Annotated in this window: 12 protein-coding genes; 9 read left to right on the plus strand and 3 right to left on the minus strand. The window is 70.1% G+C overall.

All coding sequences use genetic code 11. From position 1 onward, the window contains the following. Nucleotides 1-187: 187 nt before the first annotated feature. Nucleotides 188-727: a YbhB/YbcL family Raf kinase inhibitor-like protein gene (locus ABZ893_RS35600; RefSeq protein ID WP_361412422.1), complete on the minus strand. Its 540-nt coding sequence runs from the start codon at nucleotides 725-727 to the stop codon at nucleotides 188-190. Between the two features lie 677 nt (nucleotides 728-1,404). Here ABZ893_RS35600 and ABZ893_RS35605 point away from each other — a divergent pair. The 7 genes from ABZ893_RS35605 (at nucleotide 1,405) to ABZ893_RS35635 (ending at nucleotide 12,781) form a co-directional block, all read left to right on the plus strand. After that, entirely contained in the window at nucleotides 1,405-3,000 is a 1,596-nt protein-coding gene (locus ABZ893_RS35605) for an NAD(P)/FAD-dependent oxidoreductase (RefSeq protein ID WP_361412477.1), read from the plus strand. Between the two features lie 295 nt (nucleotides 3,001-3,295). Then, on the plus strand, nucleotides 3,296-4,939 hold the full coding sequence (locus tag ABZ893_RS35610) for an APC family permease (RefSeq protein WP_361412424.1): 1,644 nt from the start codon (nucleotides 3,296-3,298) through the stop codon (nucleotides 4,937-4,939). Nucleotides 4,940-5,131: 192 nt separating this feature from the next. After that, nucleotides 5,132-6,166: a phosphotransferase family protein gene (locus tag ABZ893_RS35615; protein ID WP_361412426.1), complete on the plus strand. Its 1,035-nt coding sequence runs from the start codon at nucleotides 5,132-5,134 to the stop codon at nucleotides 6,164-6,166. Nucleotides 6,167-6,172: 6 nt separating this feature from the next. Further along, entirely contained in the window at nucleotides 6,173-7,387 is a 1,215-nt protein-coding gene (locus tag ABZ893_RS35620; protein WP_361412427.1) for an acyl-CoA dehydrogenase family protein, read from the plus strand. Between the two features lie 311 nt (nucleotides 7,388-7,698). Then, entirely contained in the window at nucleotides 7,699-11,073 is a 3,375-nt protein-coding gene (locus ABZ893_RS35625) for a pyruvate carboxylase (RefSeq protein WP_361412429.1), read from the plus strand. Between the two features lie 262 nt (nucleotides 11,074-11,335). Continuing rightward, nucleotides 11,336-11,893, plus strand: coding sequence for a DinB family protein (locus tag ABZ893_RS35630; RefSeq protein WP_361412431.1), 558 nt, complete (start codon nucleotides 11,336-11,338; stop codon nucleotides 11,891-11,893). A gap of 72 nt (nucleotides 11,894-11,965) precedes the next feature. Continuing rightward, nucleotides 11,966-12,781, plus strand: coding sequence for an HAD-IIA family hydrolase (locus ABZ893_RS35635; RefSeq protein ID WP_361412433.1), 816 nt, complete (start codon nucleotides 11,966-11,968; stop codon nucleotides 12,779-12,781). 7 nt (nucleotides 12,782-12,788) lie between these two features. Here ABZ893_RS35635 and ABZ893_RS35640 read toward each other — a convergent pair whose 3' ends face one another. Further along, entirely contained in the window at nucleotides 12,789-14,432 is a 1,644-nt protein-coding gene (locus ABZ893_RS35640) for a serine/threonine-protein kinase (protein WP_361412435.1), read from the minus strand. Nucleotides 14,433-14,500: 68 nt separating this feature from the next. Next, nucleotides 14,501-15,232 (minus strand): hypothetical protein, encoded by a 732-nt coding sequence (locus ABZ893_RS35645; protein WP_361412437.1) that lies wholly within the window; start codon nucleotides 15,230-15,232, stop codon nucleotides 14,501-14,503. 179 nt (nucleotides 15,233-15,411) lie between these two features. Here ABZ893_RS35645 and ABZ893_RS35650 point away from each other — a divergent pair, with 179 nt between their 5' ends. Beyond that, a complete protein-coding gene (locus tag ABZ893_RS35650; RefSeq protein WP_361412439.1) occupies nucleotides 15,412-15,921 on the plus strand; it encodes a SigE family RNA polymerase sigma factor in 510 nt (169 codons plus the stop codon). Beyond that, nucleotides 15,914-16,561 carry a hypothetical protein gene (locus ABZ893_RS35655; RefSeq protein ID WP_361412441.1) on the plus strand — a complete coding sequence of 216 codons (648 nt, stop codon included), beginning with the start codon at nucleotides 15,914-15,916 and terminating at the stop codon, nucleotides 16,559-16,561. The genes ABZ893_RS35650 and ABZ893_RS35655 overlap by 8 nt, the downstream gene beginning before the upstream one ends. Nucleotides 16,562-16,563 lie beyond the last annotated feature (2 nt).

Below are 16,563 nucleotides of genomic sequence, written 5' to 3' on the forward strand. Positions count from 1 at the left end.
CCACCGCTCCGGCACCATCAAGGGCCTCGCCGCCGAGATCGGCGCCTCCATCACCTCCGGCGCCACCATCTGCGAGATCAAGGACTGACGCCCGGCGAACAGAACAGACGCGTGCCCGGCGGACCGTCATGGTCCGCCGGGCACGCGCGTCAGAAACCTCTCAGGCCGCTCAGGCCCCTCAGGCCCCTCAGACCGGGATCTCGAAGATCGGGGTGAGGGTCGCCCGTCCCACGGAGTGGTCGTAGAGCTGGTAGCCGAGCCACGCCGGGGAGGCCGCCGGCGGGACATCCAGCTCGGCCGTGTTCAGGGCGTGGACGACGTACATGTAGCGGTGCGGGCCGTGCCCGGCCGGGGAGACGGCGCCGAGGAAGCTGTTCCCGCCCGCGTCGTTGGCCAGCATCTTCGCGCCCTCCGGAAGATACTTGCCGCCTGCCGCCCCGGCTCCGGACGCCAGCTCGTGCACGGAGGCGGGGATGTCGTAGACCGCCCAGTGCCAGAAGCCGCTCGCGGTCGGCGCGTCGGGGTCGAAGCAGGTCACCGCGAAGCTCTGTGTGCCGCCCGGGAAGCCCTCCCAGGACAGGTGTGGGGAGCGGTCCTCGCCCGGGCCGCCGAAGAGGCTGCTGCACTGCGCGACGTCGAGAGGCTTGCCGTCCGCGATGTCCGTGCTGTGCAGCACGAACTCCGGCACCGAGGGCAGAGCGCTGTAGGGATCGAAGGCGTGGGGCATGACTTCTTCTCCTCTGGTCGGGCGGTCAGGTGCTCGCGGAGTGGCCGGTGACCGACCCGCCCTCATCGACCACACCACCGACATTCGCACGACATCCGCACATGCCGCACGCCGCAAACGGGCGACTTGTGCGGCGGAGCCCACCGATGGCCTGCTCATCGCCGCGGAGAGGGTGGCGCGGTGGCCAGGGCTGAAGGTGTCTTCCGGAAGGTGGCTCCCCGCCGGACGCACACCGTGATCGTCACCCGCATGACACGCGCACGGACCCTCCACCCGGGTGCGAGCTGGTCAAAGAGGCGGCCCGCCCACCCAGGTCCGCCACCCGGGTCCGCTCCCTCGTGATGTGGTCCGGCAGAGGTACAAGTCCGGTGGGTGGCCAGAGTATTGCCCGCCGGTGGTCACCGTGTTAGAAAATTCCGGTGACCAAGCGACGGACCTGCGACGCGACGACAGCACCCGGATCGGTGCTGGTTCGTCTGTATGCCGTCCTGTGCCCCGTCATCCCTGAGCCGCACTGGCAGACCGGACTCTAGCTCCGCTCGCTCTCTGACGCGCGTTTCCCCATGTGACCCTGATTGCAGGGTGTTCTCGGCCTGCCTGTTTTGGCCCTGGGAAACGTCTGCCGGGGAGCGAGTGTGTCCTCCCATGTCACTGCATTCCACGATCTGGAGATCCCGGTGCACTCCGTTTCTTCCTCTTCCGCTGCCTCCGTCCGGCCCTCCCGCTCCTCCTACGACGTCGTGATCGTCGGCGCCGGCCACAACGGTCTGGTCGCCGCCGCTTACCTGGCCCGTGCGGGGCGCAGCGTCCTCGTCCTGGAGCGGCAGGACCACACCGGCGGCGCCGCCGTGTCGGCGCAGGCGTTCAGCGGTCTGGACGCCCGCCTTTCGCGTTACTCGTACCTGGTCAGCCTGCTGCCCGACAAGATCGTCAATGACCTGGGCCTGCGCTTCCAGACGCGCCAGCGCCGGATCGCCTCGTACACGCCCGCTGTCGTGAACGGGCAGCCGACCGGGCTCCTGGTGCAGGACGACCTCGCCCGCACCCGCGACTCCTTCCGCCAACTCACCGGTTCCGACGGGGACTTCGACGCCTGGCAGAAGTTCTACGGGATGACGGAGCGCGTGGCGAAGCGGGTCTTCCCGACGATGACCGGTCCGCTGCCGAGCCGCGCCGAGCTGGAGCGGATCGTCGACGACAAGGAAGCCTGGGAGGCGCTGTTCGAGCGGCCGCTGGGCGAGGCGATCGAGTCCCGGTTCTCGAACGACCTGGTGCGGGGTGTGGTCCTGACCGACGCGCTGATCGGCACGTTCACGCACGCTCACGACGAGTCGCTGCTGCAGAACCGCTGCTTCCTGTACCACGTGATCGGTAACGGCACCGGGGACTGGAACGTCCCCGTGGGCGGCATGGGCGCGCTGACCGGCGCGCTCGCGGACGCCGCGCGCGCCGCGGGAGCCGAGATCCTGGTGAACCACGACGCCGTGGGCATCGACACGGACGGTACGGGCGCGGAGGTGCGGTATCGGTCGCAGGACAGCGAGGGCAAGATCGGCGCGGGTTCGGTACTCGCCAACGTCGCGCCGCCGACGCTGGCCCGCCTTCTCGGCGACGAGCCCGACGCGGCCCAACCGGCCCCCGAGGGCGCGCAGTTGAAGGTGAACATGTTGCTGCGCCGGCTGCCGCGCCTGCGCGACCGGAGCGTGGACCCCAAGGACGCGTTCGCGGGCACCTTCCACATCGCCGAGACGTACAGCGAGCTGGAAACGGCCTACCGTGAGGCCGCGGCGGGCCGGATTCCGGGCAACCCGCCGTCGGAGATCTACTGCCACTCGCTCACCGACTCGTCGATCCTCGGTCCGGACCTGGTGGCCGACGGCTACCACACGCTCACGCTGTTCGGCCTGCACATGCCGGCCCGGCTGTTCGCCGGTGACGGGGACAAGGCGCGCGAGGAGGCGCTGCGGGCGACGGTGGCCTCGCTGGACGCCGTACTGGACGAGCCGATCGCGGACGTGCTGGCGGTCGACGCCGACGGCCGTCCGTGCATCGAGGCCAAGACCCCGCTCGACCTCGAAGCGGACCTGGGCCTGCCGTCCGGGCACATCTTCCACCGTGACCTGTCCTTCCCGTTCGCCAACGAGGAGACCGGGCGGTGGGGCGTGGAGACCGCGCACCAGAACGTGCTCCTGTGCGGTGCGGGGGCGACGCGCGGCGGCGGGGTCAGCGGCATCCCCGGGCACAACGCCGCCATGGCGGTCCTCGAAGGCTGACGCCACGGGGTAGCGGCACAGGCCACTCGTGCCGCTACCCCCGGTCGTAGGCCGATCACGCACATAGTCCGCGTCGTCGACGCGTCAGCAGCCCACGCGGTCGACGTGCTCGCTCCACATACGCGTAAGGCCAGGTGCCTTCCCTTCGCGCGCCCTCAGACCGGCGCGAACGTTCGCCCTCGGTGCGAAGGGGAGCGCCTGCCCGCGCGCAGCCCGACCTGAAAAGCCCCACAGGCGACCGCCCCAAGGAACAACCCGGCCGCCCTCGCCGTCCCCAACTTCTAGCGAGGTCCTCATGTCCCTTGTCGACAACAGAGACACGGCGCCCCTGTCACCCTCGACGAGTCTGCGCCGCAGCGTCGGGCCGGTCGCCCTGCTCTGGGCGTCCGTGGGTTCGATCATCGGCTCCGGCTGGCTGTACGGCGCCAAGAACGCCGTCGTCGTGGCGGGTCCCGCGGCGCTGATCGCGTGGGGCATCGGCACGGTGGCGATCGCGCTGCTCGCCCTGGTGCACGCCGAGATCGGCAGCATGTTCCCGGTGGCGGGCGGTGTGGCCCGTTACCCGCACTACGCCTTCGGCGGTCTGGCCGGTATCTCGTTCGGCTGGTTCACCTGGCTCGCGTCAGCGACCACGGCCCCGATCGAGGTCGAGGCGATGATCGGCTACGCGGGGCACTGGAAGTGGGCGCAAGGGTTCCTGCGCAGCGACGAGACGCTGACGGCGAGCGGCCTGGTCGTCGCGGTGATCCTCATGGCCGTGTTCGTCGCCGTGAACTTCTTCGGCATCCGCCTGCTCGCGCACACCAACAGCACCGCCACCTGGTGGAAGGTCGCCATCCCGCTGCTGACGATCTTCGTGCTCGCGGCCTCGCACTTCGACGTCGGCAACTTCACGTCCCACGGCTTCGCCCCGTACGGCGCGAAGGGTGTTCTCGAAGCGATCAGCACGAGCGGCATCATCTTCGCCCTCCTCGGCTTCGAGCAGGCCATCCAGCTCGCGGGCGAGAGCAGCAACCCGCACCGTGACATCCCCCGGGCGACGATCGGTTCGGTCGCCATCGGCGCGACCATCTATCTGCTGCTCCAGGTCGCGTTCATCGGCGCGCTCCCGGGTTCGACGTTCGCCGGAGGCTGGGCACACCTGAACTTCCCCGGGATCAGCGGCCCGCTCGCCGGTCTGGCCACGCTGCTCGGCCTGGGCTGGCTGGCCTGGGTCCTCTACTTCGACGCGATCGTCTCGCCGGGCGGCACCGGCCTGATCTACACCACTGCCAGCTCCCGTATCTCCTACGGTCTGAGCCGGAACGGCTACGCGCCCAAGCTGTTCGAGAAGACCGACAGCCGGGGTGTGCCGTGGTTCGGCCTGGTCATCACCTTTGTGACCGGTGTGGTCTGCTTCCTGCCCTTCCCGAGCTGGCAGCAGCTGGTCAGCTTCATCACGTCCGCGAGCATCCTGATGTACGCCGGTACGCCGCTGGCCTACGGAGTGCTGCGCGACCGGCTCCCCGACCACGTCCGCCCGTACCGCCTCCGCTCGGGCGGCATCCTCGCGCCGGCGTCCTTCGTCGTCGCCAACCTGATCATCTACTGGTCCGGCTGGGACACCCTGTGGCGCCTCGGCCTGGCCATCCTCCTCGGCTACCTGCTGATGGGCGGCTACGTGGCGTACACGCACCTCACCGGGCAGCCGGACGCCTCGCGGCTCGACTGGAAGGCCGGGCAGTGGCTGCCCGCCTACCTCATCGGGATGGGCCTGATCTCCTGGCAGGGCGGCTTCGGTGACACAGCACGGAACAACATCCCGCTGGGCTGGGACATCCTCGCCGTCGCCGTGCTGTCGCTCGTGATCTACCACTGGGCGCGGAAGACGGGGCTTCCCGCCGAGGACATCGAGCGCAACATCCAGGATGTGGCGGTCACGGACGAGGGTGCCGCGTAGGCGGAGGGGTTGATGGAGGGGAGCGTCGTCTGCGGGCGGCGCTCCCCCATTTTTTGCAGCCCCTTACTACGAGCAGCCCCGGCCCCCGGATCCCGCTGAGACTCAGATCACTTTCCCGGCGCCTACTGGACGACATACCGACTAGTCAGGATGATGAAATCCGTCCAGTTCAGACGTCCCACAGGAGCCATGATGAGCGTCGGCCACCCGCCAGGTCTCGATCTCGACCAGCTGCGCCTCCACCTGGACCGGGAACGCCCTGGTCTGGTGACCGGTCCACTGTCCGGGCGGATCATCGAGGGCGGCCGGTCCAATCTCACGTACATCGTCGACGACGGATCCTCGACCTGGGTCGTCCGGCGGCCGCCGCTCGGGCATGTGCTGGCCACCGCGCACGACATGAAGCGGGAGCACCGGGTGATCAGCGCCCTGCACCCGACCTCCGTGCCGGTGCCCGAGGCGCTGCTCCTGTGCGAGGACAACAGCGTGCTGGGCGCGCCGTTCTACATGATGGAGTTCGTGGCGGGCACGCCGTACCGCACGTCGCAGCAGCTCGCGAAGATCGGGCCCGAGCGGACCCGCGCCGCCGTGCTCGGGCTCGTGGACACGCTCGTCGACCTGCACGCCGTGGACCCCGCCGAGGTCGGCCTCGCGGACTTCGGGCGGCCCGACGGGTTCCTGGACCGGCAGCTGCGGCGCTGGGGCAAGCAGCTCGACGCGTCGCGGAACCGCGAGCTGGCCGGCGTCGACGAGCTGCACGCGGCGCTCGGCCGCGCGCTGCCGACGTCGCCCGCGCCGACGATCGTGCACGGCGACTACCGCCTGGACAACGTCCTCATCCACCAGGACGCCGACGGCGTCGACCGGATCAAGGCGGTCCTGGACTGGGAAATGTCCACGCTGGGCGACCCGCTCACCGACCTGGGCCTCCTGGTGATGTACAGCGCGAAGCTGGACCTGCCGGACTCCCCCGTCTCCACGACCTCCGGGGCGGCCGGACACCCGGACCCCACCGAACTGATCGAGCGGTACGCCGCGCGCTCGGGACGCGACGTGTCCTCCGTCAACTGGTACACGGCCTTCGCGTGGTTCAAGCTCGCCGTCATCCTCGAAGGCATCCACTACCGCTACACGCTCGGCCAGACCGTCGGCGCGGGCTTCGACCGCATCGGTGAGCTGGTGCCCGTGTTCATCGACCACGGCCTGACGACTCTTCAGAAAGGCTGACCCGCAATGGACTTCGCATTCGACGCGCGCACCGAGGAACTGAGAGCGAGACTCCTCGCCTTCATGGACGAGCACGTGTACCCGGCCGAGGCCGTCGCGCACGAGCAGCGCGCGCGGCTGGCCTCGCCGTGGGACACCCCGCCGGTCGTCGAGGAGCTGAAGGCCGAGGCCAGGCGACAGGGCCTGTGGAACCTGTTCCTTCCCGACGCGGAGTACGGCGCCGGGCTCACCAACCTCCAGTACGCGCCGCTGGCCGAAATCACCGGCCGCAGCCCGCAGTTGGCGCCCACGGCCCTGAACTGCGCGGCCCCCGACACGGGCAACATGGAGGTGCTGTCGCAGTTCGGCACCGACGACCACAAGAAGCAGTGGCTGGAGCCGTTGCTCGCGGGTGAGATCCGGTCGGCGTTCGCGATGACCGAGCCGGAGGTCGCGTCGTCCGACGCCACGAACATCACCACGCTGATCGAGCGCGACGGCGACGAGTACGTCATCACCGGCCGCAAGTGGTACATCTCCGGGGCGATGAATCCCGACTGCAAGATCTTCATCGTGATGGGCAAGACGGACCCCGAGGGCGCCGACCTCCGCCGCCAGCAGTCCATGGTGCTGGTCCCTCGCGACACTCCGGGCCTCGAAGTCCGGCGCGCGATGCAGGTGTACGGGTACGAGGACCACTACCACGGCGGCCACGCCGAGGTCGTGTTCGACCAGGTCCGGGTGCCGGTGAGCAACCTGATCGGCGAGGAGGGCGGCGGGTTCGCCATCGCGCAGGCGCGGCTCGGCCCGGGCCGTATCCACCACTGCATGAGGCTGATCGGGATGGCCGAGCGAGCCATCGAGCTGATGTGCCGGCGTGCGATCGCGCGGACGGCGTTCGGCAAGCCGCTGGCCCAGCAGGGTGTCGTACAGGAGTGGATCGCAGACGCACGGGTGGCGGTGGAGCAGCTGCGGCTTCTCGTCCTCAAGACGGCCTGGCTCATGGACACCGTGGGCAACAAGGGTGCCCACACGGAGATCCAGTCCATCAAGATCGCGACGCCGCGCACGGTCGTCGACATCATCGACAGGGCCGTACAGCTGCACGGAGCGGGCGGCGTCAGCCAGGACTTCCCGCTGGCCGAGCTGTGGGCGGGGGCGCGCACGCTGCGCCTGGCGGACGGCCCGGACGAGGTCCACCAGCGCTCGCTGGCCCGACGCGAGCTGAAGAAGTACCTCTGACATACGGCGGCCTCCTAGGGCCTGTCGTCGCCCGGCAGACGGGAATTTGACGACAGGCCCTTGGGGCAGTCTCGACATGTGGCCCCTGCCCGATCGGGCAGGGGCCGCTTTCGTACGCCTGGGCGGGCTCCGGACCGCAAGTTCTGCGCCGACAGGCCGAGTTCACGCCAGGGCATACGCAAGGTTCCCGGCGCCTCACCCATGTGACGAACACCCTCTGGATGTAGGGCGCGCGGAGGTGGCATGATCCCCGGAACTGACGCACCGCAACCCGACAATTCGCCCGTACCGGGCTACGGAAGGACATGCGCATGTTCCGTAAGGTGCTCGTCGCCAACCGCGGAGAGATCGCGATCCGGGCGTTCCGAGCCGGCTTTGAGCTCGGGGCGCGAACCGTCGCGGTGTTCCCCCACGAGGACCGCAACTCACTGCACCGGATGAAGGCGGACGAAGCCTACGAGATCGGCGAACCGGGACACCCCGTGCGCGCCTACCTCTCCGTCGAGGAGATCATCCGCGCGGCGCAGAGGGCCGGTGCCGACGCCGTCTACCCGGGGTACGGCTTCCTGTCCGAGAACCCCGACCTGGCGCGCGCGTGCGAGCGTTCCGGGATCACCTTCGTCGGGCCGAGCGCGGACACGCTGGAACTGACGGGGAACAAGGCGCGTGCCGTGGCGGCGGCTCGCGCGGCCGGGGTGCCGGTCCTCGGTTCCTCGGAGCCGTCCACCGATGTCGACGAGCTGGTCAGGGCGGCCGACGAGCTCGGGTTCCCGGTCTTCGTCAAGGCCGTGGCCGGTGGCGGCGGGCGCGGTATGCGGCGCGTCGAGGACGCCTCGACGCTGCGCGAGTCGATCGAGGCGGCGGCCCGCGAGGCCGAGTCGGCGTTCGGTGACCCGACCGTCTTCCTGGAGAAGGCCGTCGTCGAACCCCGGCACATCGAGGTGCAGATCCTCGCGGACGGCGAGGGCCGCGTCATTCACCTCTTCGAGCGGGACTGCTCCCTGCAGCGCCGCCACCAGAAGGTGATCGAGCTGGCCCCCGCGCCGAACCTCGACCCCGAGGTGCGCGACCGGATCTGCGCCGACGCCGTGAAGTTCGCCCGCCAGATCGGCTACCGCAACGCCGGCACCGTGGAGTTCCTTCTCGACCCCCAGGGCCGGCACGTGTTCATCGAGATGAACCCGCGCATCCAGGTCGAGCACACGGTGACCGAGGAGGTCACCGACGTCGACCTGGTCCAGGCACAGCTGCGCATCGCCGCCGGCGAGACGCTCGAAGACCTCGGCCTGTCGCAGGAGACGGTCCGTCTGCACGGCGCCGCGCTCCAGTGCCGGATCACCACCGAGGACCCCGCCAACGGCTTCCGCCCCGACACCGGCAAGATCAGCGCGTACCGCTCGCCGGGCGGCTCCGGGATCCGGCTCGACGGCGGCACCACCCATGCCGGTACGGAGATCAGCGCCCACTTCGACTCGATGCTGGTCAAACTGACCTGCCGCGGGCGGGACTTCGAGACCGCCGTGGGCCGGGCGAGGCGTGCCGTGGCCGAGTTCCGTATCCGCGGTGTGTCCACGAACATTCCCTTCCTCCAGGCCGTGCTCGACGATCCCGACTTCGCCGCCGGGCGCGTCACCACGTCGTTCATCGAGAAGCGGCCGCATCTGCTGACGGCACGTCACTCGGCCGACCGCGGATCGAAGTTGCTCACCTACCTGGCCGACGTCACGGTGAACAAGCCGCACGGTGAGCGGCCTCCGCTGGCCGACGCCACCACCAAGCTGCCCCGCCGCACGAACGGCGAGCCGCCCGCCGGTTCCAAGCAGAAGCTGACGGAGCTGGGTCCGGAGGGCTTCGCCCGGTGGCTGCGCGCGTCGCCCACCATCGGGGTCACGGACACGACGTTCCGTGACGCGCACCAGTCGCTGCTCGCCACCCGCGTCCGCACGAAGGACCTGCTCGCGGTGGCGCCGACCGTGGCGCAGACGGTGCCGCAGCTCCTGTCCCTCGAATGCTGGGGCGGCGCGACCTACGACGTGGCGCTGCGGTTCCTCGCCGAGGACCCGTGGGACCGGCTCGCCGAACTGCGCGCGGCGGTGCCCAACATCTGTCTCCAGATGCTGCTGCGGGGCCGTAACACCGTCGGCTACACGCCGTACCCCACCGAGGTGACGAACGCCTTCGTGGAAGAGGCCGCCGCGACCGGGATCGACATCTTCCGGATCTTCGACGCCCTCAACGACGTGAACCAGATGCGGCCCGCGATCGACGCCGTACGGGAGACCGGCACGGCGGTCGCCGAGGTCGCCCTGTGTTACACCTCCGACCTGTCCGACCCGTCGGAGAAGCTCTACACGCTGGACTACTACCTGCGTCTCGCCGAGCAGATCGTGGACGCGGGCGCGCATGTGCTCGCGGTCAAGGACATGGCGGGCCTGCTGCGCGCGCCCGCCGCGGCGAAGCTCGTATCGGCGCTGCGCAGGGAGTTCGACCTGCCCGTGCACATCCACACGCACGACACGGCGGGCGGCCAGCTGGCCACGTATCTCGCGGCAGTCCAGGCGGGCGCGGACGCGGTGGACGGGGCGGTGGCGTCGATGGCGGGCACCACGTCCCAGCCGTCCCTCTCGTCGATCGTCGCCGCGACCGACCACACGGACCGCCCCACCGGCCTCGATCTCCAGGCCGTCTGCGACCTGGAGCCGTACTGGGAGAGCGTGCGGAAGGTGTACGCGCCGTTCGAGGCGGGCCTGTCCTCGCCGACGGGGCGCGTGTACCACCACGAGATCCCCGGCGGTCAGCTCTCCAACCTCCGGACCCAGGCCATCGCGCTCGGGCTCCGAGACCGCTTCGAGGACATCGAGGCGATGTACGCGGCCGCCGACCGGATCCTCGGCCACCTGGTGAAGGTCACCCCGTCGTCCAAGGTGGTCGGCGACCTGGCCCTGCACCTGGTGGGGGCGGGGGTGTCGCCCAAGGACTTCGAGGCCGAGCCGAACTCCGTCGACCTCCCGGCCTCGGTCATCGGCTTCCTGCACGGCGAGCTGGGCCTGCCGCCGGGCGGCTGGCCCGAGCCTTTCCGGACGAAGGCGCTCCAGGGCCGCCCGGGTCCCGACCCCGTGCGCGACCTGACCGCCGACGAGCTGGACGGTCTCGACAAGGACCGCCGGGCGACCCTCAACAAGCTGCTCTTCCCCGGCCCGACCAAGGAGTTCGAGAACCACCGGCAGGCCTACGGCGACACCAGCGTGCTGGCGAGCAAGGACTTCTTCTACGGCATCAGCCCGGGGCGCGAGTACGCCGTGGACCTGGAGCCCGGCGTCCGGCTGCTCATCGAACTGGAGGCGATCGGCGAGGCGGACGAGCGCGGTCTGCGTACGGTGATGGCCACCCTGAACGGCCAGCTCCGGCCGATCCAGGTACGGGACCACTCCGTGGCGTCCGACATCCCGGCGACCGAGAAGGCGGACAAGACCAACCCGCGGCACGTCGCGGCGCCGTTCGCCGGAGTCGTCACGCTGGCCGTCGCCGAGGGTGACACGGTCGCGGCCGGCGAGACGGTGGCCACGATCGAGGCGATGAAGATGGAGGCGTCGATCACGGCGCCGAAGGGCGGCACGGTGTCCCGGCTCGCGATCAACGCGATCCAGCAGGTGGAGGGCGGTGACCTGCTGGTGGAACTGGGCTGACGCGGGCGGTGCCGGTGCGGTTCCGGCCACCTGACGCATCCAGCGCCGGTGCGGGCCCTGACCGGCTGACTCCGGTGCGGTGCCGGCCCCTCGTGACATACGACGGCTCTCCTGCCACCCGGCAGGGGAGCCGTCGCCGTGTCCGGCGTGCCCCGGTTCGACACGATCGGATGTAGCGGCGCGATTTAGGACAGGGACTGACCTTCATGGCTCGTAGCGTGTTTCTTGTCCGACGAGCACGAACGCCTGGAGGCGGAGACCCATGACGGTCGACAAGCTGCACACCCAAGATCAGACCGTGACCCCGGCCGTCACCGGTGAGCGTGCCGAATGGCTGGAGGAACTGGCCAAGCACCGGCAGTTCCTGCGCTTCACCACCCGCGACCTCACCGACGAGCAGGCAGGCCTGCGGACCACCGTAAGCGATCTGTGTCTGGGCGGCCTCATCAAACACGTCTCCGTGGTGGAGCGCAGCTGGGCGGACTTCATCGTCGAAGGCCCTTCCCCGAAGATGGACTTCACGGACATGACCGAGTCCGACTGGGCGGAGCGGGCCGACATGTTCCGGATGCTGCCCGGTGAGACGCTGGCGGGCGTGCTGGCCGACTACGAGGAGACGGCCCGCCACACCGACGAGGTGGTCGCCACCGTGCCCGATCTGGACGCCTCGTGGCCGCTGCCGAAGGCACCGTGGTTCCCGCCGGGCTCGCGCTCGTCGGTGCGGCAGGTGCTGATGCGCATCGTCACCGAGACCGCGCAGCACGCCGGCCACGCCGACATCATCCGCGAGTCCCTCGACGGGGCCAAGACGATGGGCTGACCGGCGTCCCCGCCGGGACGGCGCGGGCGGCGCGCGCTGCGGAATCGGCGGGGCGGCGGCTACCGTCGCCTCATGGAGCGAGCCGGCGCCATCCGCGCAGTCCTCAGCGACATCGACGGCGTGCTCACCGTGTCCTGGGAGCCCCTTCCCGGTGCGGTCGCGGCCATGGAGCGGCTGCGTGCTGCGGGGCTCCCCCTCGCGCTGGTCACCAACACGACGTCACGCACGCGCGCCTCGATCTGCGCGCGCCTCGTAGAGGTGGGCTTCCCCGTGACGGCCGACGACATCCTCACCGCGCCGTCCGTCACGGCCGCCCATCTGCGTGAACACCACCCGGGCGCCCGCTGCCTGCTGCTCAACTCCGGTGACATCAGGGACGATCTGACGGGCGTCACCCTGGTCAACGCGACCGGTACCGACACCCCCGTGGACGTCGTCGTGGTCGGCGGCGCGGGCCCAGAGTTCGACTACACGGCTCTCAACCGCATCTTCCACCACCTGCAACGCGGGGCGCACCTGGTGGCGATGCACCGGAACCTGTTCTGGCGCACCGCCGGTGGGCTCGACCTCGACACCGGAGCCTTCCTGCTCGGCCTCGAACGGGCCGCCCGCATCGAGGCGACCATCACCGGCAAGCCGTCCGAGGCCTTCTTCGCCGCCGCGCTCGCCCACTTGGGGGCCGAACCGGCAAGCACGCTGATGATCGGTGACGACATCGAGTCCGACGTGCTGGCCGCCCAGCGCAGCGGCATCACGGGTGCGCTCGTCAAGACCGGCAAGTACCTTCCGGAGACCCACCGGTCGGCCGACGGCAGACCGGACCACGTGCTCGACTCGTTCGCCACACTCCCCGACCTGCTCGAAGGCCTGGCAGCGGGCTCGGAGTAGGCGTTGCCTAGCCGTTGATCTTCCAGAGGGTCAGCATGGTGATGTAGTCCGGCATGTCGCTGGACGGTCCCTGCTTCGTGTCGGGAACGACGTCCTTGATCTGCAGCATCGCCAGGTTGTGATCCTTGGTGACGGTGCACAGGATCTCGCCCTTGGCCAGTGCCTTCCCCTCGTTCAGGTCGGCCTCCGGGAGGGCGGCCGGGAGCGCGTCGGTGTCGACGCCGGTGCTGCACTCCTCGGGCGTGGTGCCGGTGCTCCGGCCCATGGGGGTGAGGAAGTGCAGGTCGGAGTCGCTCCAGTCCTGGTAGGTGATTTCCATGCCGTCTTCCTGGCCGATCTCGCCGTCGGGGAAGAGCTTCGGCGCGTCCAGGTCGACGTACGTACCGGTGTTCCAGGCCGGGGCCCGGAGGGTGAGGGGCTTGTCCTTGAAGACGAGGGTGTACGGGGCCTGGGACGGGGAGGGCTTGGACTTGGGCGACGGTGAGGACGCGGCGCTGGGGGTGCTGGAGTGCTTATCGTCCGCAGTCGTGTCGCCGCGGTTCGGGCTGGCGATCACCCAGGTCAGGAGCACGGCGAGGGCCACTCCACCGGCGGCGAGCAGCAGGTTGCGGTTGCGCTTGGCGGGCCTGGTGGCCTGGGGCGCCCCGGGCGGGGCAGACACCGTGGGCTGCCCGGCGAAGTGCGCCGCCGCGTCCGGTTGGGTGGGCGTGGGGGTGGGGATGGGCTGCGGGGGCTGAGCGGCGGCGGCCTCCCGGCGCGCGATCTGCTCCATGAGGGGCGCGGGCAGCCACCCGTCGAACGCGCGCAGTGGGCGTCCGGCCTCCCGCTCGCACAGCTCGGCGAGTTCGTCCGTCGTGATGCGGGCGGCCGGGTCGGCGGTGAGGCAGCGCTCCAGCAACGTCCGTAGCTGCGCCGGGTAGTTGCTGAGGTCGGGTGGGGTGCTCACGGTGTTGGCGATGCGTACGCCCAGGGCGGTGGCGCTGCCTTCTCCGTACGGGTGGCGTCCGGTCGCCGCGACGGCCGCGATGAGGCCGAGCGAGAACAGGTCGGTGGCCGCGGTGACGGGTTCGCCCAGCGCGTGCTCGGGCGACATGTACTGCGGTGTGCCGATGACGCCGCCGCTGCGCGTGAGCTGGGTGGCGTCGGCGGCCTGTGCGATGCCGAAGTCGATGACGTACGGCCCGGTCGAGCCGAGGAGGATGTTGGCGGGCTTCAGGTCGCGGTGGACGACGTCCGCCGCGTGGATCGAGCCGAGTGCGCGGGCCGTGCAGCCGACCAGCTGGAACACGGCCGGCAGGGGCAGCGTCCCGTACGTGATCAGTGCGTCGGCGAGCGAGAGGCCGGGGACGAACTCCGAGGCGATCCACGGGAGTTGGCCGGTGGTGTCGTGGTCGAGCACCGGGACCAGATGGTAGCCCTGCACCCGGCGCGCGGCCCGCACCTCTTGCTCGAAGCGACGCCGGAAGTCCGGGTCCTGGCCGTACTCGCGGCGGATCACCTTGAACGCCACCGGCTGTCCGCCGCGCGTGTGCGAGAGGTACACAGTGCCCATGCCACCCTCACCGATCCGCGCCAGGAGCCGGTAGCCGGCTGTCTCACGCGGATCGGCGGGGTTGAGAGGCGTCAGTATGTCGTCGATACCGTTGATCACGACAGCACACCCTATGACATGTGACGATTCGTCAAAGTGCCCCGAGCGAGGCTCAGTGAAGCTCGGCTTCAGGCCATGCGGGCGGCGACGGTGCGGGTCACCTGGGACAGGACCTTGTCCGTCCACAGCTGCTTCCGCTCGGCCGCGGCCGCGAGGTTCTCGGCGGGCTTCGCGTCGGGTCCGGGCTGCTTCACGAGCCCCTCGGCGTAGCTCGATCCCCCCACCTCGAACTCGTACGCCCCCTGCATACAGGTCACTTCGGCGCTGAGCACGCTGTCGACGGAGTAGCAGTCCTGGGCGCCCCAGGATCCCGTCAGGTCCTTGAAGCCCTTCTTGGTGCCGTCGTCCTTCTTGTCCTCGCGGTACTTGTCGGCGACCAGGGCCGGATCGGCGACCGCGGTCACGGTGACGGTGAAGTTGCTGTTCCGCACGTCGTCGCCCGTGGTGCCGGGGAGGTGGAAGTCGAACTCGCAGCCGCCGCGCGGCACATCACCGGTGGTGCCGGGGGCGGCGTCGGCCAGCGGGTTGAAGTTGATGATGGACACCTTGACCGGCTTGCGCTCGACGCTCTTCGACTGCGGCAGCACGGCGCTCAACTCCCCGTCGGTCACGAGTTTGCAGGCGTCCGGCCACTGCGCGAGCGCCACCGCGGCACCCGACGGGGGCTGCAGCCCCAGCTTGTCCCCCGCCGGTGCGGCCGACCCGAACTCGACCGAGGGCGGCGGCTTCTCCTCACCGCACCCGGCCAGCAGAACCGTGCCCGCCACCGCCGTGATACACATCCACCTGCTTCGGAACATCACGATCTCCCCCGCTTTCGTCTCGTCCACAACGCCACTACCTGGTCCGGTCCGACTGATCGTCCCAGGTGCCTCGACTCGTCCCAGAAGAATTTGGTTCCAGCGGGCGTAACATCGCGGGCTCGCCGCGCGTGCTTATGGCAGGAAGCGATGCGGGAGCGGGAGGAAAACGGGGGAACATGTCGAACGAAAAGGATTTCGACGCCTTCTACGCCGCCACGGCCAAACGCCTGGTCGCCACGGTCTATGCGATGACCGGGGACCTGGGCGAGGCCGAGGACGCGGTGCAGGAGGCGTACGCGCGGGCCTGGCAGAGATGGGACCGGCTCACCAGGGAAGGGGATCCGCTGCCCTGGGTGCGGACCGTCGCCTCGCGGCTCGCCATCAGTTCGTGGCGGCGCGCCCGCAACCGGCTGCGCGCCCATCTGCTCCACGGTCCGGCGCCGGACCGGCCTGCGCTCTCCGTGGATCGCGTCGCCCTGGTGGCGGCGCTGCGCAGGCTGAGCCCGGACCAGCGTCAGGCCGTGGTGCTGCACCACCTCCTGGACCTGCCGGTGGCCGAGGTGGCCCTCGAGACGGGTTCCACCAACGGAGCCGTGCGGACGCGCCTCAGCCGGGCCCGCAAGGTGCTCGGGGCTCAGTTCACGGCGATCGACACACACGACGAGGGGGTTGTCACACATGACTGACGTCGAGGAACTGCTGGACGGTGTCCCCGTGCGGCTCGCGTCCGCGCAGGCCGTTCGCGGAAGGGGCGAACGCCGCCGGACGCGCCGCCGCGTCGGCGCCACGGTGGCAGTGGTCGCCGCCGTCGCCGTCGGCTTCAGCTCCTGGACGGCGCTGTCGACCCAGCCGCAGGACGCGCAGGTGGCCTCGGGGGGCGACAACCCGTTCATGTCGCACGGTGTGGTGCAGACGGCCGAGCCCTCACAACTGCCGCGGTACAAGGACCTGCGGTGGGTGTCCGGTGACCCCCGAGGCCGCGGGATGAGCAAGGACAGTCCCCTGCCCCAGGCGGGGCTCGAAGGTTCCTGCGTCGGCTGGCCGGCAGGTGTGAAGGCCCCCGGGGAGCAGTACACCCTCACGTATCACGGCGAGGGCGGCGCGGTGGGCCGGGACCGCATCTCCAAGTACGACAGCACCTCCCTGGCCACGGACGCGACGCGGGCGCTCGGTCAGACCCTGCGCAACTGCGGTCTGAAGACCGACCGGGACGGCCATTTCACCGGAGTCACCAACGGAGACATCCATCTCCGGATGGAGGTGAGTGTGCGGCGCTGGGGCACGTGGGTGGGTGTCACGGAGGTGCAGTGGCGCCCGGCACCGTAACC

The organism is Streptomyces sp. NPDC046821 (assembly GCF_040645335.1).
GTDB lineage: Bacteria > Actinomycetota > Actinomycetes > Streptomycetales > Streptomycetaceae > Streptomyces.